Below are 19515 nucleotides of genomic sequence, written 5' to 3'. Positions count from 1 at the left end.
GAAAGACTGCGCGCAGCGGGATAGTAATATTCGTGACTTCATGCAGCTTGCTATGTTTAAGCTCGTTGGATGGAGCTTGTTGTAATGAGGCTCGACCGGTTGCTGCTGCTGTGACGGCTATTGCAGTCGCAGTCCTGGAAGATCACGGCTTTTGGCAAGACCGGTTGCCAGCGCAAGCACCTCAGTCATATGCGCCGCTTGCGAGCGGTGCAACTGGAAGGACAACTCCGCGCCCCCGGGCAACCGGAACGTAAAAATCAGGTAGGGCTTTCCGTCAGCATCCTTGCCGAGCGCCCACGCTTCGCAAGGCATGGCGAACTTGACGCTCTTTTTCTTGTGGCGGATGCGCTCGGACGAACCGATCGCATTGGAGAGGGCCGCCAGCAGCTCGTGCATGACCGAGCAATGAAGCGCGATGCGATCGGGCTGGTTGCTGTTCAGAATCAGATACTGACCGTCGGCGGTCAGCTCGAAGCCCTTGAACGAATCGATCGCGACGGCGGACGGCGGGGCCATACCTGTTCACTCCAAACGAAGCCAGTCATGGAGGTTAGGTTAGATCGGCCGTGTTCATGTTACCTGCGGGTTACTGCAGATTTCTTCCGCGAGGCTGATAAAAATTCGGGGATCATACGACCGATTGCAAGCATTGCTGCAATGCGCCTGCAATCGGCGTGCGATTTTCGGGCTGTGTTTTAGCGGTGTGCGCGTCTTACGTTTTGCCCGATATCTGCTTGCTGAATGGTTGCCGATTGTTTCCGATCGCTACGCCTGCAGTTGGCGAATCGGCGCGCCGGCCAGCCACGCGCGAATCGATTCGACAATCTGCGGATACGCGCGGCGATACGTGTTTTCAGTCACATAACCCATGTGCGGCGTTGCAAGCACATTCGGCAGGTAGCGATATGGATGCGTAAGCGGCAACGGCTCTTCGTCGAACACGTCGAGGGCGGCGCCTGCAATGCGCTGCGTCCGCAAGGCTTCGATCAAGGCCGGCTCCGACACGATTGGACCGCGCGACGTGTTGACGAGATAAGCGGTCCGTTTCATCGATGCGAGTTCGGCCGCGCCGACCAGGCCGTGCGAACGGTCGCCGAGTTTCAGGTGGATCGACACGATGTCCGCTTCGCGGAACAGCGTCGCCTTATCGACGTATTGCGCACCGCCTTCCGCGGCGCGTTCGGGCGTCAGGTTCGGGCTCCATGCGATCACATTCATGCCGAACACGGCGCCGAAGTGCGCAATCTGCTTGCCGATACTGCCAAGGCCAAGCACGCCAAGCGTCTTGCCGTTGATGTCGACCCCCACACTGGTTTGCCAGCCGCCTGCGCGCACCGAGGCCGATTCACGATGCAGGTTGCGCGTGATCGCGAGAATCATGCCCCACGTGAGCGCTGGCGTGGCCGCAGGTTCGCCCGCATCCGTGCCCGAAACGACGATGCCGCGCGCCTTCGCCGCATGCAGATCGACGGCTGCATTCCACATGCCGACCGTGACGAGCAGCTTCAGGTTCGGCAGTCTGGCGAGCAGGTCGGCGTCGAAGCGCGTGCGTTCGCGCATCAGCACGATCGCATCGAACGGAGCGAGCCGTGCGGCAAGCGCATCGGGCTCGGCAACGTGATCGTGAAAGAAGATGGCGTTCGCCCGAGGTTGCAGGCTCGCCCAGTCGGCGAGGGTAGCGGCGACGTACTGATAGTCGTCGAGCACGGCGATATTGACCGAAGCGGTGGTCATTGCGTTGTCTCCTGGTTGAATGGGTACGACGGGTGCGATTCGCGCATGCTGAGCGGGGTGTATTGCACCCATTAGTGGTCGACAGAAATTATTGACAATATTGACGTGCATCCGCAGACTCAAGTCGTCATACAATAAGACAGCTACTAGACATACGCAACTCGCCCCTTCCCGGGAGAGCGAATTGCTGCTTCAGCGATGAAGCGGTAATGAACGTCGCAACGTTTCCCGATCGGGAAGCGAAGGAGACAAGCGGATGGCGCAGTTTCAAAGCAGAGGGCATGACGCGGCTGCCGATAACAGCCACGCCGAGCGTGCAGCGGTTCCCGATCACGACACGGGCCTTGCCGCGTTCTATCGCCAGATGTCGCCGCCGGAGCGGCGCGCCTTCTGGACCTGCTTCTTCGGCTGGGGTCTCGACGCGCTCGACTTCATGATCTATCCGCTCGTTATCGGCACGATCACGATGTTATGGCATGTCGAAGCCAGCATCGCGGGGCTCGCCGTCACGGTCACATTGCTGACATCGGCTGTCGGCGGATGGCTCGCCGGTTATCTCGCGGATCGGATCGGCCGCGTGCTGACGCTGCAGCTTACGGTTGGCTGGTTCTGTCTTTTCAGTTTGCTTTGCGCGTTGGCGCAGAACTTCGACCAGTTGATGATCGCGCGCGGTCTGCTCGGTTTCGGCTTCGGCGGCGAGTGGGCGGCCGGCGCGGTGCTGATCGGCGAAACGATTCGCCCCGCGTATCGCGGGCGCGCGGTCGGTTCGGTGCAGTCCGCATGGGGCGTCGGCTGGGGCGCGGCCGCGTTGCTGCAGGCGATCATGTTTTTGCTGTTGCCGCCGCATCTCGCGTGGCGTGCGATGTTCGCCGCGGGCGCCGTGCCTGCCGTCATGCTGCTGTTTGCGCGGCGCTACGTGCAGGAACCGCGCATCGCGAAGCGGGCGCGCGGTGAGGAAACCGCGGCAAATGCAGCAGGTGCGAAAAGCACCCGGGCGCCTTCGTTGTTCGAGATATTCAGCGGCGCGCAGTTGCGCACGACGATGCTCGGCGCGATCTTCGTGATGGGCTGTCAGGGCGGCTATTACGCGATTTCGACGTGGATACCCACGTTTCTGAAAACCGAGCGCCATTTGAGCGTGATCAATTCGACCGGCTATCTGGGCTTTCTGATTGTGGGCAGCATCGCCGGTTATCTGACCGGCGCGTGGATTTCGGACCGCTTCGGGCGCAAGACCTTGTTTGTGTCGTTCGCGATTATCGCAATCGTCTCGGTGCTCGCTTATACGCAGCTCACGATCGGCAACAACGTGATGCTATGGCTCGGTTTTCCACTCGGCTTTTTCGGCAGCGGTTATCTTGCCGGCGTCGGTCCGTTTCTCACCGAACTTTATCCGACGCGTTTGCGCGGCTCGGGGCAGGGCTTCTGCTACAACTTCGGCCGCGGCATGGGGGCGCTTTTTCCGACGCTCGTCGGTGTGTTCTCGAAGCACGTCGGGCTTTCGACGGCGATTGCGATTTTTGCGGTGTTCGCTTATGCGCTGATGCTCGCGAGCATCGTGTTCCTGCCTGAAACACGTGGCATTGCACTGGAGGATATCTGAGTGACTGCAGCCGATACTAACGGCCGTGCGCCGCTATGCCTCGCGCCGCCCGCGCGGCAGAGCGGGGCGACCGCTTTCACCATGCCTGCGAATGCGGTGGATACGCACGCGCATGTCATTGGCGAGCCGCCGCGTTATCCGTGGATGTCCGAGCGTGCGTATACGCCGCCGCCTGCTCCGGCTGAAGCGTATTTGCGCATGCTCGATGAAACCGGTTCGGCTTATGGTGTGCTGGTTCAGGTCAGCGTGCACGGTCAGGACAACACGCTGATGCTCGACACATTGCGCGCGAATCGCGCGCGGCTAAGAGGCGTGGTCGTGCCCGCGCTTGGACTTCCGGACGCCCGGTATCAGGCGATGGTCGACGCAGGCGCTGTCGGCATGCGCATCAATGTGCTCTTCGGCGGCGGCGGTATCTCGTTCGCGCAACTCGACGAATACGATGCGCTTGCGCGCGATTGGGGCTGGCACATCCAGTTTTTGCTCGATGCGCGCGACCTGACCGAACTCGGGCCGCGGCTCGCCAGACTGCGTTCGCCGATCGTTGTCGACCATATGGGGCATTTGCCGGCGTCGAGCGGTGTGCAAGCCGATGGATTTCAACGGCTGGTTGGCCTCGTGCGCGATGGCGCATGGGTCAAGCTCTCGGGCGCATACCGGCTAAGCGCGGAGGAGCCTCCGTATCGCGACACGAGCGCTTATGCGCAGGCGCTCGCCGATGCGGCGCCGACCCGTTGCGTGTGGGGATCGGACTGGCCGCACGTCGCGCAGTGGAACACGATGCCGACGGTCAGCCAGTTGCTCGATACGCTCGCGCTATGGGTGCCCGACGCGGCGCTGCGCAATCAGATACTCACCACGAACGCGCATGCGCTGTATGGCTTCAAGCCGTAAGCGCGCTACCCAGCTCTTCCTGACTGTGCAGCCGTCACCGTATCGATGGGCGGCACGCATCGACGCGAAGCGAAGCCGCTCGGCAGGCCGCGCGAATTCGACCGTCGGGCTGCGCCGCGCCATGTTGCGCACGAGCGCCGCGCTCTTTTTGCGGGCGCGCGTCCCGCGAAGCGCTGCGTGATTTTTCTCGGTGGCATGAAGGTCGGCGTCGAGCATGAAGACTTGCGTGCATTTCTGCGCACGTTAAGGCGCAAAGCGTCGACCACCATTGCCGAACGCTTTGCGCATGCAAAAGCGACTGGAGAGCTTGCCGCCGGCGCCGACCCGAAGGCGCTGGCAGGCCTGTGCATCACGGTGTTCGCGGGCCTGCCGGTCGAAGCCGTGGATGGCGTGTGCCGCGCGGTGCTGTTCGATGCAGTCGACCAGTTTGTCGAAGGATTGCCTTGGCGCGAGCGTGCCTGAATCACGCGGCCCGGGCGTGAACGCGCAGTGAACCCGCAGTGAACCCGCAGTGAACCCGCAGTGAGCGCGGCAGGTTTGCGCTTAAGCGAATCCGCCGTTTGCCCGCAGAATTTGCCCGTTGATCCATGCGCCGTCCGGGCCCGCGAGAAACGACACGGCGCTTGCGATGTCCTCAGGGGTGCCGAGGCGTTCGAGCGGCGAGAGGTCGGCTAGTGCCTTGATCTGCTGTTCATTCTTGTCCTTCAGAAAGAGATCGGTGCCGGTCGGGCCGGGCGCGACGCAATTGACGGTAATGCCGCGTCCGCGCATTTCATTGGCGAGCACACGCACAAGCCCTTCAACACCGGACTTCGAAGCAATGTAAGCGCCGTAATTCGGAAACGACCTGGCGAGCACGCTGCTCGAGATCCCGATAATGCGGCCGCCGTTGCCCAGCGCGTTGGCCGCTGCCGAAAACATCAGATAGCTGCCGCGCAGATTCGTCGCGATCACGCGATCGAAGGTTTCGACGTCGCCGGCTGCAATAGGACCGAGCGGCATGATCCCCGCGCTATTGACCACGACATCGACGCGTCCCAATGCTTCGCGCGTGCTCGCAAAGAGACGCGCGACGTCGTCGCTTTTCGCGACGTCGGTTTGTATCGCAATCGCACGGCGTTCGAGTTTCTTCACGTCTGAAACGAGCGCGTCGGCCGCGGCCGAGTGGCCCGAATACGTTACGGCGACGTCGAAGCCGTCACGCGCGAGACGCGCGGCGATCGCGCCGCCAATGCCACCCGATGCCCCCGTGACGATTGCCACGCGACTGGAAGTGTCGGTCATCTGAAGTCTCCTTCTGTTTGACGGTTTTCAAAAGGACGGGGTTTGATTTTAGTCATCCTGTACAAAGCATATGACGGGAATGAGACACGGATTGAACCTTTGAACGGTTACACGGAACGCACGGCCAACCGCACCAGCAACCCGGCAAGCAATTCCGGGTCCAGCACCATCGCGTCGTGACCGGACGCGAGTTCTTCCCAATGCCAGCCGTCGAGCGAACGGACCCACTCGCGCACCGCGGCGAGCGCCTCGTACGACGGCTGTGTGCAATGCACATAGGTGCGGGGCAGGCCGTTGCCGATAGGGTTGCGCAGCGTAAGCGGCGTGCAGTAGGTGGCGAGCGGATGCGGTGTCATACGGCGGCGAACCCAGGCGGCACGCGGGTGATCGTCGGGTATGCCCATCGCGCTGAGGCTCGGCTGCGGCATTTCGAGCGGCCGGCCGCTTGCCTTGATCCTGGCCATCCGCTCTTCGACGATATGGGGCGGCAGGATATGCATCGCCGTCTTACCGCTTTCGACAAGCAGGCTGTCGAGAAACACGAGCGAGCGTAGTGCGCCAGGGCGGCGGTCCGCAACGCCCGCGGCGACGAGGCCGCCGTAACTGTGTCCGACTAGCACGACGTCTTCCAGCTCTTCCGCTTCGAGCAGATTTTCGATGTCGGTGATCGGCACGTCGAGCGAGGTCACGGCACTCAGCAGATGGTGGTGTTCGCCGTGGCCTGTCAGCGTCGGTGTAAAGACGCGATGCCCTTGCGCGCGCAGTGCGTCGGCAACGAATCGCCAGCACCAGCCGCCATGGGATGCGCCGTGGATCAGCACAAACGTGTGACTCTGCTGAGGATCGGGCCGCGTGTGGGACGACGGAAGGTCGGTGCTCATCGTGTGTCTCCATTCTTTCGACAGTTGTGATGGCGGACGGGCGCGCTACCGCTGCCGCTTCTTATAGTAGACATTGCGACGGGAACCGCGATAGGGGCAGGTCGTGCGCTTCACTACGCGCGCGGCTTGCCCGGCGTTATGATGCTTCGTCGGTTGTCCGCGCGCACGCGCCGTCGCGCCGTCGTGCTGATCGTGCTGATCGCGCACCGCAGCGTTTCGCTACAGGAGGTCACGCTTATGAATAACCTGCAAGGAACCATCGTCGCCGTGACCGGCGCATTCGGCGCGCTCGGCCTTGTCACCGCGCGCATCCTGGCGCAGCGTGGCGCGCAAGTCGCGCTGATCGGACGTGGGGCGGCGCCGGCCACGTTGCCAGCAGAACTCGCGCAGGCATGTGTCGTCGATCTTGTCGATCTGACCGACCCGCAAGCGGCGGAAGTTGCCATTGCAACGATCGTCGGCCGTTTCGGCGCGTTGAATGCGCTAGTCAATATTGCGGGGGGTTTCCGCTGGGAGACGATTGCCGACGGCAGCGTGGACAGCTGGGATCAAATGTTCGACGTGAACCTGAAGACCGCGCTTAACGCTTCGAAAGCGGCGCTTGCGCATCTGACCGCCGGCGGCGCCGGCCGTATCGTCAATATCGGCGCAACGGCCGCGTTAAAGGCCGGTACGGGAATGGGCGCGTATACGGCGTCGAAATCCGCGGTGATGCGGATGACGGAGGCGCTTGCCGACGAGTTGAAAAACAAGGGCGTGACCGTCAACGCGCTGCTGCCCTCGATTATCGATACGCCGCAAAACCGCGCCGATATGCCCGAAGCGGATTTCACGCGGTGGGTTACGTCGGAGCAGATCGCGGGCGTGATCGCATTTCTGTTGTCGCAAGACGCGCAATGCATCACGGGGGCGCTGGTTCCGGTTGCGGGGCGCGTTTGATCGCGCGGTAGGGTGCAACGCCCTGCGATCGTGATTGCGGCTGCCGTCTTCTTCATGCCGCTTCCCGCTGTTTCGTTGATGGACGGTCTCCGCGTTTTCCCGGTTGCGCGGAATTTATGTCCGTGAAACACTCGCTGCCATCTGTCGTGTCGGATTCGATTCCGATATATCGGACAACTACGCCAGACACTCGTCCGGCGTAGGCGCACGACCAGGCACAGCGCAGCATCGTTGAACATTTCCATCTTCCGATCGGGACGCCAACAATGAGACTCGCCCAAGCACGCGCAAAATTCCTCTGCCTGTCCGCTGTTGCTGCACTGCTGGCGCTGGCCGCGTGCACAAAAGTCGAGACCCCCGCGCAAAGTGCGGGCGCAGGCGACTCGACGCTCAAGCAGGTGCTGCAGCGCGGGTCGCTGCGCGTCGGCGATTGCCTGAGCTTCGCGCCATTCGGCTTCTACGATCAGGCCGGCGCACCCGACGGCTACGACGTCGACCTCGCGAAAGAACTCGCGAAGCAGATGGGCGTGAAGCTCGAAATGGTCAATACGACAAGCGCGAACCGCATTCCGAATCTGCAGACCAGCAAGGTCGATGTCGTGTTCTGCAACTTCACGCGTAACCTCGAACGTGCAAAGGAAATCTCGTTCACCCATCCGTACGTGGTGGCGAGCGAAGCGCTGCTCGTAAAGAAAAGCAGCGGCATCAAGTCGATCAAGGACATGTCGAACCGCACGATCGCCACGGTCAAAGGCTCGACGAACGGCGATGAAGTGCGCTCGCTGAACATGCAGGTCAAGATCCAGGAATACGACAGCTCGCAGGCCGCGATTCTTGCGGTCAAACAGGGGCAGGCCGATGCGATGATCGAGGACAACAACTTTCTCGCGTATCAGGCGAAGCTCGACCCCGAGCTGACCGTCACCGACGAGGCGCTTGTGCCGCTCGAATACAACGGGTTCGGCGTCAAGCAGGGCGATCAGGTATGGCTCGACTACCTGAATCTGTTCCTGTTCCAGATCAACGCGTCGAAGCTGAACCAGCAGTTGTACAAGAAGTGGTTCGGTGTCGATCCGCGCTATCCGTTGAACCCGCAGTTCTAAGCGGCTTGCCGTTTCGGCGCGCGGAGAAGCGATGAGCTACCAATGGATGACCCTCGCCGGTTACGCGAACGATTTCGTTCGCGCGGCGTGGCTGACGCTGCAGGTCACGCTGCTCGCGTTTGCGCTTTCGATGGCGCTCGGCCTGCTGACCGCGCTGGCGGGTGCGTCGCGCGTCGCGGTGCTACGCTGGATCGCGAGCGTCTATATCGAGGCGATCCGCAATACCCCGGTGCTGCTGCAAATCTTTATCGTGTTCTTCGGCTTGCCTTCGCTTGGCGTTACGCTCGATGCGTTCACGGCCGGTGTGATCGCGCTTGGTGTGAACGTCGGTGCGTATCTCGCCGAAGTGTTTCGCGCGGGCATTCAATCGGTACCGCGCGGTCAGCTGGAGGCCGCATCGATTCTGGGCATGGAACGCTCGCAGATCTTTATCGACGTGGTGATGCCGCAAGCGGCGCGCGCTGTCTATCCCGCGATCGTCAATAACCTGATCCAGCTGTTGCTCGGCACATCGCTGCTGTCGGCGATCGCGTTACCGGAGCTGAGCGGCACCGCGACGGTCATCAATTCACGCACGCTGCTCTACGTGCAGACGTTCACCATTACGCTCATCATTTATCTGATTCTTAGCAACGCGCTTTCCTGGATCGCGGCGCAGATCGGCACGCGCGTATTTCATCCGCCGCTCGACCTGAAGAAGCGCACGCGGCGGACGTTTTTCTTTGCGCGTCAGGCGGACCGACCCTGATCGCGCGAGCAATCAGGCATTTGAGCACCCCAGGCGCAAGAGACCGACCATGTCGAGCGAACTGCTATTCACCAGCCTGTCGATCCTGCTGCAAGGGTTATGGGCCACCTTGCTGTTATCGGTGGCGTCGATTGTCGGCGGCACGCTGATCGGGCTCTTGGCCGCGGTGCTGCGCACATTCGGCCCGCCGGGCACACGCCACATTGCGAAGCTCTATACCGAGCTCTTTCGCGGCTCGCCGGTACTGATTACCCTGCTTTTCATTTACTTCGGCGTGTCGTACTTCGGTTACGCGATCGACGTATTCGCAGCCGGCGTGGTCGGCTTGAGTGTTTATCAGGGCGCATATATCGCCGAGGTGTTTCGCTCCGGTATCGAGGCGGTTCCGAAAGGGCAGTGGGAAGTTTCGCAGATTCTCGGCCTGAGCAGGCTGCAGACCTTCTTTTCAGTGGTGCTGCCGCAGACCGGCCGGATCGTGCTGCCGCCGCTGATCGGTCAGTATCTGTCGCTGATCAAGGATACGTCCATCGTCAGCATGATCGGCATGTCGGAACTGATGCACGCGGGCCAGGCGATCGTCGACCGCGTCGGCAAGCCGGTCGAGATCTATGGACTGGTTGCGGTGCTGTATTTCATCGTGTGCTTTCCGCTGTCGCAGTGGGTGCGCCGCCATGATCGAAGAAGGAGCGTGCTGTAATGACCACGAATGCACAGGGCAAGCCGGTGATCAATCTGTCCGGCGTCAGCAAGTCGTTCGGCGCCACGCAGGTGCTGCGCGACGTAAACCTCGATGTGCAAGCCGGTGAAGTGCTCGTGCTGATCGGCGCCTCCGGGTCCGGCAAAAGCACGGTGCTGCGCATCATGAGCGGACTCGAAACGGCGGATGCCGGCGAGGTGTGGGTCAACAACGTGCCGCTGCACGATGGACGACGCGCAAAGGAAATTCGCGGGCATGTCGGCATGGTGTTCCAGCAGTTCAATCTGTTTCCGCATAAGAGCGCGCTCGGCAATGTGACGCTTGCACTGATCAAGGCGCGCAAGATGAGCGCGGCCGACGCGCGCAAGCGCGCGATGGAAACGCTCGATCGGGTCGGTCTAGCCGATCGCGCCGAACATTATCCGAGCCAGCTCTCAGGCGGCCAGCAGCAGCGCGTGGCGATTGCGCGCGCGCTGGCGGTCGAACCGGGCATCATGTTCTTCGACGAAGCGACGTCCGCGCTCGACCCGGAACTGGTCGGCGAGGTAACCGAAGTGATGCGCGGCCTCGCGCGCGACGGCATGACGATGGTGGTCGTGACACATGAAATGGGGTTTGCGCGCAAGACCGCGGACCGCGTCGTGTTTATGGACAAAGGCGTGATTGCGGAGCAGGGCGCGCCTGAGCAGATTTTTGTGAACCCGGCCAACGAACGCACGCGCCAGTTCCTGCATCGGGTGCTCGACCATTGAGAGCGAACCTGAATTCGAAGTCTGGCCGCCGTGATAGCGGAGATGGCGGGTCACGCGCGGCGCCTGCCTCGACGGGCGTTTCCGCCAGCCCTTCTTCGAGCGAGTCGACGCGAGCGCGAGGCGTCGATCGCGTCGTCGCGCTGCTCAGGCAGTTGCATGACGCACGGCGTCCGCTCACGATGCGCGAGCTGATCGAAGCGACGGGCGCGCCGCGCTCGAGCGTCTACGAACTCGTGACGATTCTGACCGAGGCGGGCTGGCTCGAAACGCGGCCGGACGGCAGCGTGTTTTTCGGCCGTGAAATGCATTACTACGGCGCCGACTATGCGGTGCATAACGATCTGATCAGCCGCGCACACCAGACCATTCTCTCGCTCGTGAAAGTGCACGACGAGACCGCGCAGCTTTGCATGCTGGAGGGCAACAAGTACACGGTGGTGTTGTCGGAGAATAGCGCGCGGCCGTTCAATATCAGCTCCGATATCGGCGTGAGGGTGCCGATTCCGTGGACTGCGACCGGCCGGTTGCTGCTCGCGCATCTGGGCCCGGAGGAAATTCGCGCGCTGATTCCCGATGAAGATTTCGTGCTCGATAACGGCACGCGCATTGCGTTCGACGATTTTCTGAACGACGTCGAGCGCGCGGCGCAACTCGGGTACTGTTGTACCGAAGGCTTGTCACAGACGTTTCGCTGCTGCATGGCCGCGCCGATTCGCGATCGCGTGGGCCATGCGGTCGCGGCGCTGTGCTTTATGACCGGGCGCGATACGGAACCGGCCAAACGTGCCGCGATGCTCGACGACCTGGTTCGTTCGGCTAAAGCGTTGTCACAAACTTACGCGCGCTAAGTTAAAGCGAAATAAGCTAAAGCGAAATTTATAGCTTAAGGTGCGTAAGTCTTTCTTAAGCGCGGCAATGCGTTAGCGCATCCATGCATCATTGCGTCAATGCGTTTGATGCCCCAAGGCCCAGACATAAGCGGCCACCGCCTTCAAATCGTCCTGCGACAGCTGCACGCCACCCATCGGCGGCATTGCGCCGTTATGTTCCTTCGGATGCGGCACGCCATGAGCGATCGTTTGTTGAATGCCCGAGAGGCTGCCATCGCTCCACAGCCATTTGCCTGATGTCAGATCTGCGCCGATGCCCGAGCCTTTAGCGTCCGTACCGTGGCAACCCGTGCATGTCGCGCCGCCCACTTGCCCCGCGAACACGCGCGCGCCGAGCGCAACCTGCTGCGCCGACGAGCCGGGCGGCACAGGCAGGCCCGCGGTTGCCCTGCCCGCATCGGGATGAATGCCCTCGGGCGGCAATTCCGAACGCGACGTCGACTGCGCGCCCGGCGGCCTCGCGGCCGCTGCGACCTGCGCATCCGGATTGCCGCCGCCATAGGTGACGCGCCAGATGCGGCCATGGATGTCGTCGGAGATGAAGAGCGCTCCGTCATGCGCGACGGCTAGCCCCGAAGGACGGAACGCCGCCTGGCCCGGTTCCATGACGGCGCCCGCAAAGCCATCGGCGAAAACCAGGTATTGGCCTGCGGTCGCCTTGCCGTTGTGGAACGGCTGGAACACAACGTTGTAACCTTCCTGCGGACCGGGCGCGCGATTCCACGAACCATGAAACGCGATCAATGCGCCGCCGTTGTAGGCATGCGGAAAGCTGCCCGCGCCGCTCGTCGCTTCATAGAACACCATGTCATTGGGCGCCCAGTGGCCGGGAAACCACGCGACGGGCGCGGTACGTCCGCTGCAAAGGCCGGCTTTCTTGCCGTCGCCGCCGTATTCGGGTGCGAGCACGAGCTTCTTTTGCGTCTGATCGAAATAGCATTCCGGCCAGCCGTAATCGGCGCCTTGCTTGAGTTCCACCACTTCTTCCGCGGGCAGTTCCTGCCCTTGCTTCGCGGTATAGAGTTCGGGCCAGTCTTCGTGAAGCTGATCGCGGCCGTGCTGCGTCGAAAAGATGCGGCCCGATCCGTCGAGTGCAATGCCTTCGCCGTTGCGAATGCCGCTCACATAGCGCCCGGCCGCCGAGAACGTCTGGTCCGTCCTGTTCGCGTCATATCGCCAGATGCCCGCGCGTGTTTCTTTCTCGGTGCAAGGCTCATTGCCTTTCGAATGCGGTGTGCGGTTTTCCTGCTCGCAAGCGTTGGTTGCCGAGCCTAAGTCGATGAGCAGATCGCCTTTGGGCGTAATTGCGATCGGATGCATCGGGTGGTCGCCCGTGACAGGCAAGCCCGATACGATCACTTCACCTTTGCCCGACGGCGCGACATCGCCGGCTTTGAGCGTATAGCGCATGATGCGGTCGTTGCTTTCCGCGTAGATCGCGTTGTGATAGAACGCGATGCCGGTGCCGCCGTGGCCGCCGTCATCAGGGCCAACGCCAAAGCGCTGCATGACATCCGCGCGGCCGTCGCCCTTCGTGTCTTTCAATGCCACGAGATAGCCGCCGGGCGGCGGTGTGTTGACCTTGTAGTACGTGCCGCTCCACGTGTTCACGTATAGCGTGCCGTCCGGGCCTACGGTCATTTGCCGCGCGTGACCGAGGTTGTCGGCGAAGATCGTTGCGCAAAAGCCCGGTGGTAGCGTGATGCCGGTTGCTTCGTTATTGCACGCTTGCGCGGTCCCGGCGCTTTCGGCCGCATAGGCCGGTTGCATGACATGGACCTGAGGGACGAGGGCCAACAATATTGCCGCGAAACCGGCTACAGCGCCTAAGCGCACGACAGAACCAACAGATGACGCATACATGAAGCGCATTGGGCGATCTCCTTGATACGCAACAGGCAAGCGGCATGCGCATCGTGCACACATGCGCGCTTGCAAGACGTATCTCCTTCAACCTGCATGGCGTACGCACGTGCGCGTACCCCGGCCGCACGGCGTAAGCCTGCGGCGGCAGCAGTGAACAAAGAGGATTCTTTAAGCCCGGGCTGAACGAGTATAGGCGATAGTTAAGCGAACAGCGAATAGCGTAAAGATTGATGCGCGATCGATGTCAGCGATGTCAAGGTTGTAAGCCATCGGCCTCGCCGCTTGCCTCGGTGCGGGCTTTCGTATCGATTGCAGCGGTATTCGCTGTGCCGGTTGCATGTGTGTTTGAGCTTGAATTCGCCACGCGCGATTCCGCGATTTGCCAGACAAGCATGCCCGGCACGAAGATCACGAGATCGCGCACACGTCGTGCACCCGCCAGCGCGAGACACGTTGCCGGCTCGAGCCCGAGCATGCCGCCGATCAGCAGGAAGCCGCCTTCCTGCACGCCGAGCGCGGCCGGTACGAAAAACGCGGCGCTGGCCACCACCTGAACGAGCGAGTCGATAACAAAGGCCTTGGCAAAGCTGACAGGCGTGTCGAAGAAATAAAGCGCGAGCCAGATCTGCAGCGATGTACCGATCGCCTGCAGCGGTTGCCAGATAAGCAGGTAGCGCAGGACGATTGCGCGCCGGCGCCAGATGCGCTTGATCGTCTCGTCGATATCCGCGGATTTGCCGACAAGCTCCGCAAGCTTGCCGCTTGCAATGCGATCGAGCACGCGCATCATGCGTTCGAATGGATTTGCGTGCTGGATCATCGCGAATATCGCGAACGCGGGCGCGATCAGCAGGAGGCCCCAGGCGAGGTTGCTCACGATGCGCAGCGCGTCCGACTGCACATTCGCGAACAGATAAGCGATGGCCGCTGCGGCGAACAGCAACTGACTGATCACGGTGAGCTGCATGTCGACGATCAGGCTTGCCGCGGATGTCGATGTTGAAAAGCCGCTTTTGAGAAGCAGCCGGAACGAGATGAGGTCGCCGCCGATGCGCACCACGGGCAGCAGCCCATTGATCGATTCGCGAATCCAGATCAGGCCGAGCAGCACCCGGTAACGCGGCACCGGCGGATCGAGCATCAGCGTTTGCCATGCGCGCGCGTTCGCGATCATATGCAGCACATGCGCAAGCGCCGCGATGATGAGGCCGACCCCTGCCGTGCGCACGAGGGACATCACGGCGTCGGGATCGTCGCGCGATATGAGCCACAGTGCAATCAGCAATCCCGCAGCGGCGGCGATGCGGCCGAGGTATCGCATCGCGCGGCCGCCCGGCATCGCCACACGAAAGTGGCGGCGCAGCAGATCGCGTGGCCGCGGCAACGCGCCGCCTTCGGAGTCGGACCGCACCATGCGGGGTAATCGCATCGTTCGCCTCGTGTGGTGAGACGCGCACGCATCCGCTCGCGCGTTTTATGGTTTGCGCGTGCGCATGAAGCGCAACGCCAGGCGCGTGAGCTTCGGCATCGTCTGCGGACGCTGCAGGCGCTTGTCGTAGCCGGCGAAACGCCGGTCGTTTTCTTCAAGACACAGCAGCATGAGTTCGCGCACACTGATGTCTTCCGCGGACATCGATTGCTCAGGTGGAAAGAAGCCGGAGCGGCGCGCGGCCTCGAACAGACCAAACGCGAAAAAACTGTCGATGCATTCGCTGTAGCCCGTTACAAGATACGCCCATTCAGGGTCGCTCGGGTATTCGTACGGGGCCTCGCTGGCGAGTTCGATGCCGTATGCGTACGGAATTTGCACGGACGATTGCGTAATCAGAGGAATCGCGGCACATTGCGTAACGTTCTTCCGAACAACCATGTCGCGCCGCGACTCGGGTGGTCTGACATTCACCATCGGCATCCGGCTATTAGCGCACATGTCGACAAAGGGGACTTCCGCGAATGAATCGATCGGTCTACTGGGTGATGGCGTTGGCCGCAGGCGTCGTCGTCGCAAACAACTACTACAACCAGCCCCTGCTCGTCGATTTCGCGCATACGTTCAAGGTAACCGAGCGCGCGGCCGGCTCCGCGTCGGTCGCCGCACAGACGGGCTACGCGCTCGGGCTGCTGCTCTTCGTTCCACTTGGCGATATGGTGAGGCGCACGACGCTGTTCACGGTCACCCTGCTGGCAGCGGCGGTGGCACTCGTCGCGACCGCCTTCGCGCCGACGCTCGGGTGGCTCATCGCGGCCAGTTTCGTCACCAGCCTGACCAGCGTGACGCCGCAATTGCTGACACCGCTCGCCGCGCAGCTGGCCGGCCCGCAGCAGCGCGGCAGGGCGGTCGGCATCGTGATGTTCGGACTGCTGTGCGGCATCCTGCTGTCGCGCGCGGTGTCCGGCGTGCTGGCCGAATCGTTCGGCTGGCGTGCGGTGTACGGCGTCGCCGCGGTGGCGATGGTCGGCGTCGTGGCGATGCTGCTCGCGATCGTGCCGCGCACCGAACCGGCTTTTTCCGGCAGTTGGCGAAACCTGATGGGCTCGCTCTGGACGCTGCTGCGCGATGCGCCGCTGATCCGCCAGACCTCGACGATCGCCGCGCTGCAATTCGCGGCATTCAGCGCGTTCTGGACCACGCTCGCGTTTCATCTGCATGCGATCGATCCGCGCTACGGCAGTGCGACGGCGGGTCTGTTCGGCCTCGTTGGCGTAGTCGGCGCGAGTGCGTCGACGGTGTCGGGAAAATGGACCGATCGCGGCGATGCGCGCGGTGTCGTGCTCGCGGGCAGCATGGCGATGGTCATGGCGTATGGCGTGTTCGCGCTGGTCGGCGGTTCGATCGCGGGGCTCGTCGCCGGGGTGATCGTGCTCGACTTCGGCGTGCAGATCGGGCACGTCGCCAATATGTCGCGCAACATGGGCATCAGTGCCGGTGCAATGAACCGTATCAATACGCTTTATATGACGATTCGTTTTGCGGGCGGCGCGCTCGGCACCGCGGTGGGCACGCTGGCGTGGAGCGTCTGGGGCTGGGCCGGCGTCTGTGCGACCGGACTCGCATTCGCGTCGGCATCGGTGCTCGTGCAACTCATTTCCGATCGCAGCGCGCGCCCGCTGCTTGCACGGCGCGACGAAACCAAGGGGTGATGTCGCAAGGCGGTTACCGCCGCCCACATCGCGGGAAGACCTCACGCGTACGCAGGTTTTTGGATCGGCATATGATGGCCGCTGGTTTTCATATTGATAGCCACATGGGGCGCCGCATGGCTGCATTTGAGCCGTTGCGTTGTGCTCCGTCCATTCGATGAGGTCGCATATGCAGAATACGGTGAAGACGGTGAAGGTTCCCGGGCCCGATCATCCGATCACGGTAACGAAAAGCCCGTCGCATGTCGTGGTTGTCGTGGCCGGCAAAGTGATCGCCGACACGAGGAATGCGCTCGTGCTGCGCGAGGCGTCGTATCCGGAAGTGCTTTACATTCCGCGCGAAGATGCGGACATGGCGCAACTCGAGCGCACGTCGCATGAAACCTATTGCCCGTATAAGGGCGACTGCAGCTACTACAGCATTACGGCCGGCGGCGACCGGTCGGTGAATGCGGTCTGGACGTATGAAAATCCTTATGATGCGGTTAGCGCGATCAAGGGACATCTCGCGTTCTATCCGGACCGTGTCGACGCGATGCAGATCCAGCCGGATTGATTTTTGGCTCTTGAGCGAGTGTTGGTTCAAGAGCGCGGCTTAAGGACTTCGCAGGCCACGTCATTGCGCGCCGTTCGCACGCCAGTGTGTGCGGCGTTTCCGGTCGGGTATCGAATTTGCTTTCGAAAAGAAAGCTTGGGAAACCTTGGCGTATAGGGCAGCTGCCTCGTGCGCTCGATTTCCGCTTTTCGATACCCGAACGGAGCCTTCAATGACGCTAGTCATTTATCTCGTAGGATGGCTGATCCTGATTGCAGGCATCGCATGGGCGCTTATCACCCTGCATGTCTCGCAGCATACGGTGGCGATCGTTGCGGTGATCATGGCCGGTATCGCGGTGATTACCGCCGCAAAGCGGATCCGTCACCGCGACCGGTAGGTGCGCGCCAATCGGTAAGCGCCTTGTCCGGCGCTTCATTCGACAGCTTCAGTTGACCGGTTCAATTGCCGTCTATTCCGGCTTCGGCAACGGCAGCACCGGCGCGAATGCGCCCGGCAACCACGGCTGCCACGTGCGCATCATTTCCGTCCACACCATCATTGGCCCGGCGAGCGCGAACAGGCCCGGCTGCAGCAGCCATCGCGCGGCCGCATCGAACGAAGGGGTTGCGGTGATATGGATTGTCACGACTTCGCCATGCTTTTCCGGCAGGTCGCGCCGGGTCAGCTCCACATCGATTGTCGGAAAGTGCGCAGTCAGTTTCGTGTGATCCATCGTTCAATCTCCATCGACCAGGCGGTCACGGTGGTGAAACGTGTCGTATTGGTTGCACTCCTGCCGATCAGTCTAGCGCGCAGCGAAGCGCGCTGCTAGTGCTTGAGCGGATGCCCCGGGAATAACTGTCGGCACGAGATTGTTTTGTTGTCGATGCGGCTGCATCAACGGCCTTGCTATCGGACGCATCATTCCCGGGCGTCGCGGTCCGTCTATTTTGGAAGCGTAAACTCCCTATTAAAGATTCCACCTATGAACGACAACATCGACCCGGCGAAGCCAGCCGCCGCAAGCGAACGCGTATCGCCGTGGCTCGTGCTGCTGCTCGCTTTCGCTTGCGGTTTGACAGCAGGGAACGCCTACTATGCGCAGCCCCTCGCCGGATTGATCGGCGCATCGCTCGGCGTCGCGAAGAGCGCGACCGGTCTCATCGTGACGATGACGCAGATCGGCACCGGCATGGGCATGCTGCTGCTCGTACCGCTTGGCGATCTGATCGAAAGCCGGCGCCTCGCGCTGACGCTGCTAGGCGTTGCGGCGCTCGGCCTGCTTGGCGCCGCGCTGTCGCAGCACGTCGCGCTGTTTCTCGTTGCCGCGTGCCTGATCGGATCAGGCAGCGTCGCGATTCACGTGCTCGTGCCGTACGCCGCGCATCTGGCGCCGGAGCGCATACGTGGGCGTGTGGTCGGCAACGTGACGAGCGGCGTGCTGCTCGGCATCATGCTGGCGCGTCCCGAATCGAGCTTTATCACGCAGGTTTCGTCGTCGTGGCACACCATTTTCTTTTTGTCGACGGCGCTGATGGCCGCCTTGATGGCGCTGCTCGCGATCGTGCTGCCGCCGCGCGAGCCGCTGTCGAAGCTGCGCTATATCGAGTTGCTGGCTTCGATGTGGCATCTGTTGCTGACGCAACGCGTCGTACGGCGCCGCTCGTTCTATACCGGCTGCCTTGGCGCGGCATTCAGCCTTTTCTGGACGACCACGCCGCTCCTGCTCGCGGGCCCGGCGTTCAGGCTATCGCAAGGCGGCATCGCATTGTTTGCGCTGGTGGGGGTGTCGGGTGCGATTGGCGCAACCGTTTCGGGCAGTCTCGCGGATCGCGGCTGGACGCGGCCGGCCACCGCGGTTGCATTGCTGGCCGTGATCGTCGCCTTACTGCTTGCGCGGATCGCGCCGCCTGGCGCACCGCTCTCGCTGACGTGGCTGGTTATCGCGGGCATTGTGCTCGACTTCGGCGTGTCGTCGAACATGTCGCTTGGGCAACGCGCGATTTTTTCGCTGGGGCCGCAGTTCAGATCGCGCGTCAACGGCATCTATATGACGACGTTTTTCGCGGGCAGTGCGCTCGGCTCCGCGTTGGGCGGCTGGTTGTACGCGCAGGGCGGATGGCCGTTGACGTCGCTCGTGGGGCTCGTTTTTCCGGCGGCCGCGCTCGTCTATTTCGTGACCGATCGCGAACACTTCGCGAAACGCGAATTCCCGGCGGCCTGATTGCGCGTGCCGCGAATCATACCAGGTTGCCGTGCAGCGCTTCGCGCGCCGCCGCGAGAATCTCATCGGATAGAGGATCGTCGCTGACCGCGCGCGCCAGCGTTAGCGCGCCGATCAGCATCGACAGCCGCGCGATTGCGCGCTGCCGGACCTTCTTCGAGCGGCGCGCGTTCGAGAACGAGACCAGCACGTCGATCATCGAACGCAGGCCGCGCGCATAG

Annotated in this window: 19 protein-coding genes and 3 pseudogenes; 13 read left to right on the top strand and 9 right to left on the bottom strand. The window is 62.3% G+C overall.

The window, feature by feature from the left end:
- Positions 1 to 117: 117 nt before the first annotated feature.
- Complete coding sequence (locus ACYPXD_RS03230; RefSeq protein ID WP_459707386.1) at positions 118 to 516, bottom strand: hypothetical protein; 399 nt, start codon at positions 514 to 516, stop codon at positions 118 to 120.
- Positions 517 to 765: 249 nt separating this feature from the next.
- Positions 766 to 1734: a D-2-hydroxyacid dehydrogenase family protein gene (locus ACYPXD_RS03225; RefSeq protein ID WP_459707384.1), complete on the bottom strand. Its 969-nt coding sequence runs from the start codon at positions 1732 to 1734 to the stop codon at positions 766 to 768.
- 256 nt (positions 1735 to 1990) lie between these two features.
- Between ACYPXD_RS03225 and ACYPXD_RS03220 the strand changes: the two genes are divergently transcribed.
- From ACYPXD_RS03220 to ACYPXD_RS03210, 3 genes are all read left to right on the top strand, one after another.
- Positions 1991 to 3337 carry an MFS transporter gene (locus ACYPXD_RS03220; RefSeq protein ID WP_459707382.1) on the top strand — a complete coding sequence of 449 codons (1347 nt, stop codon included), beginning with the start codon at positions 1991 to 1993 and terminating at the stop codon, positions 3335 to 3337.
- Complete coding sequence (locus tag ACYPXD_RS03215; RefSeq protein ID WP_459707380.1) at positions 3338 to 4231, top strand: amidohydrolase family protein; 894 nt, start codon at positions 3338 to 3340, stop codon at positions 4229 to 4231. It abuts the gene before it with no gap.
- 177 nt (positions 4232 to 4408) lie between these two features.
- Positions 4409 to 4693, top strand: coding sequence for a hypothetical protein (locus tag ACYPXD_RS03210; RefSeq protein WP_459707377.1), 285 nt, complete (start codon positions 4409 to 4411; stop codon positions 4691 to 4693).
- An 81-nt stretch (positions 4694 to 4774) separates the two neighbouring features.
- On the opposite strand, the gene ACYPXD_RS03205 is transcribed toward ACYPXD_RS03210, so the two are convergent.
- Both ACYPXD_RS03205 and ACYPXD_RS03200 read right to left on the bottom strand, forming a co-directional pair.
- Positions 4775 to 5515 (bottom strand): SDR family oxidoreductase, encoded by a 741-nt coding sequence (locus ACYPXD_RS03205; protein WP_459707374.1) that lies wholly within the window; start codon positions 5513 to 5515, stop codon positions 4775 to 4777.
- A gap of 107 nt (positions 5516 to 5622) precedes the next feature.
- Positions 5623 to 6396: an alpha/beta fold hydrolase gene (locus ACYPXD_RS03200; RefSeq protein ID WP_459707372.1), complete on the bottom strand. Its 774-nt coding sequence runs from the start codon at positions 6394 to 6396 to the stop codon at positions 5623 to 5625.
- Between the two features lie 237 nt (positions 6397 to 6633).
- Between ACYPXD_RS03200 and ACYPXD_RS03195 the strand changes: the two genes are divergently transcribed.
- From ACYPXD_RS03195 to ACYPXD_RS03170, 6 genes and pseudogenes are all read left to right on the top strand, one after another.
- The gene (locus ACYPXD_RS03195; protein ID WP_459707369.1) at positions 6634 to 7335 is read left to right on the top strand and encodes an SDR family NAD(P)-dependent oxidoreductase; all 702 of its coding nucleotides are present in this window, start codon (positions 6634 to 6636) and stop codon (positions 7333 to 7335) included.
- Positions 7336 to 7601: 266 nt separating this feature from the next.
- The gene (locus tag ACYPXD_RS03190; protein ID WP_459707367.1) at positions 7602 to 8438 is read left to right on the top strand and encodes an ABC transporter substrate-binding protein; all 837 of its coding nucleotides are present in this window, start codon (positions 7602 to 7604) and stop codon (positions 8436 to 8438) included.
- A 31-nt stretch (positions 8439 to 8469) separates the two neighbouring features.
- Positions 8470 to 9186 carry an amino acid ABC transporter permease gene (locus ACYPXD_RS03185; protein ID WP_459707365.1) on the top strand — a complete coding sequence of 239 codons (717 nt, stop codon included), beginning with the start codon at positions 8470 to 8472 and terminating at the stop codon, positions 9184 to 9186.
- A 49-nt stretch (positions 9187 to 9235) separates the two neighbouring features.
- Positions 9236 to 9883, top strand: a complete 648-nt coding sequence (locus ACYPXD_RS03180; RefSeq protein ID WP_459707361.1) for an amino acid ABC transporter permease — start codon at positions 9236 to 9238, stop codon at positions 9881 to 9883.
- Complete coding sequence (locus ACYPXD_RS03175; RefSeq protein WP_459707359.1) at positions 9883 to 10635, top strand: amino acid ABC transporter ATP-binding protein; 753 nt, start codon at positions 9883 to 9885, stop codon at positions 10633 to 10635. The genes ACYPXD_RS03180 and ACYPXD_RS03175 overlap by 1 nt, the downstream gene beginning before the upstream one ends.
- 98 nt (positions 10636 to 10733) lie before the next feature.
- Positions 10734 to 11483: pseudogene (locus tag ACYPXD_RS03170) on the top strand (IclR family transcriptional regulator); the annotation flags it as partial.
- 96 nt (positions 11484 to 11579) lie between these two features.
- On the opposite strand, the gene ACYPXD_RS03165 reads toward ACYPXD_RS03170, so the two are convergent.
- The 3 genes and pseudogenes from ACYPXD_RS03165 to ACYPXD_RS03155 all read right to left on the bottom strand — a co-directional run.
- Positions 11580 to 13295 (bottom strand): c-type cytochrome, encoded by a 1716-nt coding sequence (locus ACYPXD_RS03165; RefSeq protein WP_459707357.1) that lies wholly within the window; start codon positions 13293 to 13295, stop codon positions 11580 to 11582.
- A gap of 349 nt (positions 13296 to 13644) precedes the next feature.
- On the bottom strand, positions 13645 to 14820 hold the full coding sequence (locus ACYPXD_RS03160; RefSeq protein WP_459707355.1) for a lysylphosphatidylglycerol synthase domain-containing protein: 1176 nt from the start codon (positions 14818 to 14820) through the stop codon (positions 13645 to 13647).
- A gap of 45 nt (positions 14821 to 14865) precedes the next feature.
- Positions 14866 to 15186: pseudogene (locus tag ACYPXD_RS03155) on the bottom strand (hypothetical protein); the annotation flags it as partial.
- 158 nt (positions 15187 to 15344) lie between these two features.
- On the opposite strand from ACYPXD_RS03155, the gene ACYPXD_RS03150 reads away from it, so the two are divergent.
- From ACYPXD_RS03150 to ACYPXD_RS03140, 3 genes are all read left to right on the top strand, one after another.
- Entirely contained in the window at positions 15345 to 16532 is a 1188-nt protein-coding gene (locus tag ACYPXD_RS03150) for an MFS transporter (protein WP_459707353.1), read from the top strand.
- Positions 16533 to 16701: 169 nt separating this feature from the next.
- On the top strand, positions 16702 to 17088 hold the full coding sequence (locus ACYPXD_RS03145) for a DUF427 domain-containing protein (RefSeq protein ID WP_459707351.1): 387 nt from the start codon (positions 16702 to 16704) through the stop codon (positions 17086 to 17088).
- A gap of 211 nt (positions 17089 to 17299) precedes the next feature.
- Positions 17300 to 17467: a hypothetical protein gene (locus tag ACYPXD_RS03140; protein ID WP_459707348.1), complete on the top strand. Its 168-nt coding sequence runs from the start codon at positions 17300 to 17302 to the stop codon at positions 17465 to 17467.
- A 72-nt stretch (positions 17468 to 17539) separates the two neighbouring features.
- Here the strand turns inward: ACYPXD_RS03140 and ACYPXD_RS03135 are convergent, their stop codons facing one another.
- Positions 17540 to 17803 (bottom strand): hypothetical protein, encoded by a 264-nt coding sequence (locus ACYPXD_RS03135; RefSeq protein WP_459707346.1) that lies wholly within the window; start codon positions 17801 to 17803, stop codon positions 17540 to 17542.
- Positions 17804 to 18055: 252 nt separating this feature from the next.
- On the opposite strand from ACYPXD_RS03135, the gene ACYPXD_RS03130 reads away from it, so the two are divergent.
- A complete protein-coding gene (locus tag ACYPXD_RS03130) occupies positions 18056 to 19294 on the top strand; it encodes an MFS transporter (protein ID WP_459707344.1) in 1239 nt (412 codons plus the stop codon).
- Positions 19295 to 19310: 16 nt separating this feature from the next.
- Here ACYPXD_RS03130 and ACYPXD_RS03125 read toward each other — a convergent pair.
- A pseudogene (locus tag ACYPXD_RS03125) lies at positions 19311 to 19515 on the bottom strand (TetR/AcrR family transcriptional regulator); the annotation flags it as partial.

The sequence above is a fragment of the Paraburkholderia sp. 2C genome (assembly GCF_054589215.1).
This window is presented reverse-complemented; position numbering and strand designations above follow the sequence as displayed.

What these genes read in the sequence shown, in the direction of transcription:
- ACYPXD_RS03230 (WP_459707386.1), bottom strand. Translation starts at nt 516, where the DNA reads ATGGCCCCGCCGTCCGCCGTCGCGATCGATTCGTTCAAGGGCTTCGAG.
- ACYPXD_RS03225 (WP_459707384.1), bottom strand. Translation starts at nt 1,734, where the DNA reads ATGACCACCGCTTCGGTCAATATCGCCGTGCTCGACGACTATCAGTAC.
- ACYPXD_RS03220 (WP_459707382.1), top strand. Translation starts at nt 1,991, where the DNA reads ATGGCGCAGTTTCAAAGCAGAGGGCATGACGCGGCTGCCGATAACAGC.
- ACYPXD_RS03205 (WP_459707374.1), bottom strand. Translation starts at nt 5,515, where the DNA reads ATGACCGACACTTCCAGTCGCGTGGCAATCGTCACGGGGGCATCGGGT.
- ACYPXD_RS03200 (WP_459707372.1), bottom strand. Translation starts at nt 6,396, where the DNA reads ATGAGCACCGACCTTCCGTCGTCCCACACGCGGCCCGATCCTCAGCAG.
- ACYPXD_RS03195 (WP_459707369.1), top strand. Translation starts at nt 6,634, where the DNA reads ATGAATAACCTGCAAGGAACCATCGTCGCCGTGACCGGCGCATTCGGC.
- ACYPXD_RS03190 (WP_459707367.1), top strand. Translation starts at nt 7,602, where the DNA reads ATGAGACTCGCCCAAGCACGCGCAAAATTCCTCTGCCTGTCCGCTGTT.
- ACYPXD_RS03185 (WP_459707365.1), top strand. Translation starts at nt 8,470, where the DNA reads ATGAGCTACCAATGGATGACCCTCGCCGGTTACGCGAACGATTTCGTT.
- ACYPXD_RS03180 (WP_459707361.1), top strand. Translation starts at nt 9,236, where the DNA reads ATGTCGAGCGAACTGCTATTCACCAGCCTGTCGATCCTGCTGCAAGGG.
- ACYPXD_RS03175 (WP_459707359.1), top strand. Translation starts at nt 9,883, where the DNA reads ATGACCACGAATGCACAGGGCAAGCCGGTGATCAATCTGTCCGGCGTC.
- ACYPXD_RS03165 (WP_459707357.1), bottom strand. Translation starts at nt 13,295, where the DNA reads ATGCAACCGGCCTATGCGGCCGAAAGCGCCGGGACCGCGCAAGCGTGC.
- ACYPXD_RS03160 (WP_459707355.1), bottom strand. Translation starts at nt 14,820, where the DNA reads ATGCGATTACCCCGCATGGTGCGGTCCGACTCCGAAGGCGGCGCGTTG.
- ACYPXD_RS03150 (WP_459707353.1), top strand. Translation starts at nt 15,345, where the DNA reads ATGAATCGATCGGTCTACTGGGTGATGGCGTTGGCCGCAGGCGTCGTC.
- ACYPXD_RS03145 (WP_459707351.1), top strand. Translation starts at nt 16,702, where the DNA reads ATGCAGAATACGGTGAAGACGGTGAAGGTTCCCGGGCCCGATCATCCG.
- ACYPXD_RS03140 (WP_459707348.1), top strand. Translation starts at nt 17,300, where the DNA reads ATGACGCTAGTCATTTATCTCGTAGGATGGCTGATCCTGATTGCAGGC.
- ACYPXD_RS03135 (WP_459707346.1), bottom strand. Translation starts at nt 17,803, where the DNA reads ATGGATCACACGAAACTGACTGCGCACTTTCCGACAATCGATGTGGAG.
- ACYPXD_RS03130 (WP_459707344.1), top strand. Translation starts at nt 18,056, where the DNA reads ATGAACGACAACATCGACCCGGCGAAGCCAGCCGCCGCAAGCGAACGC.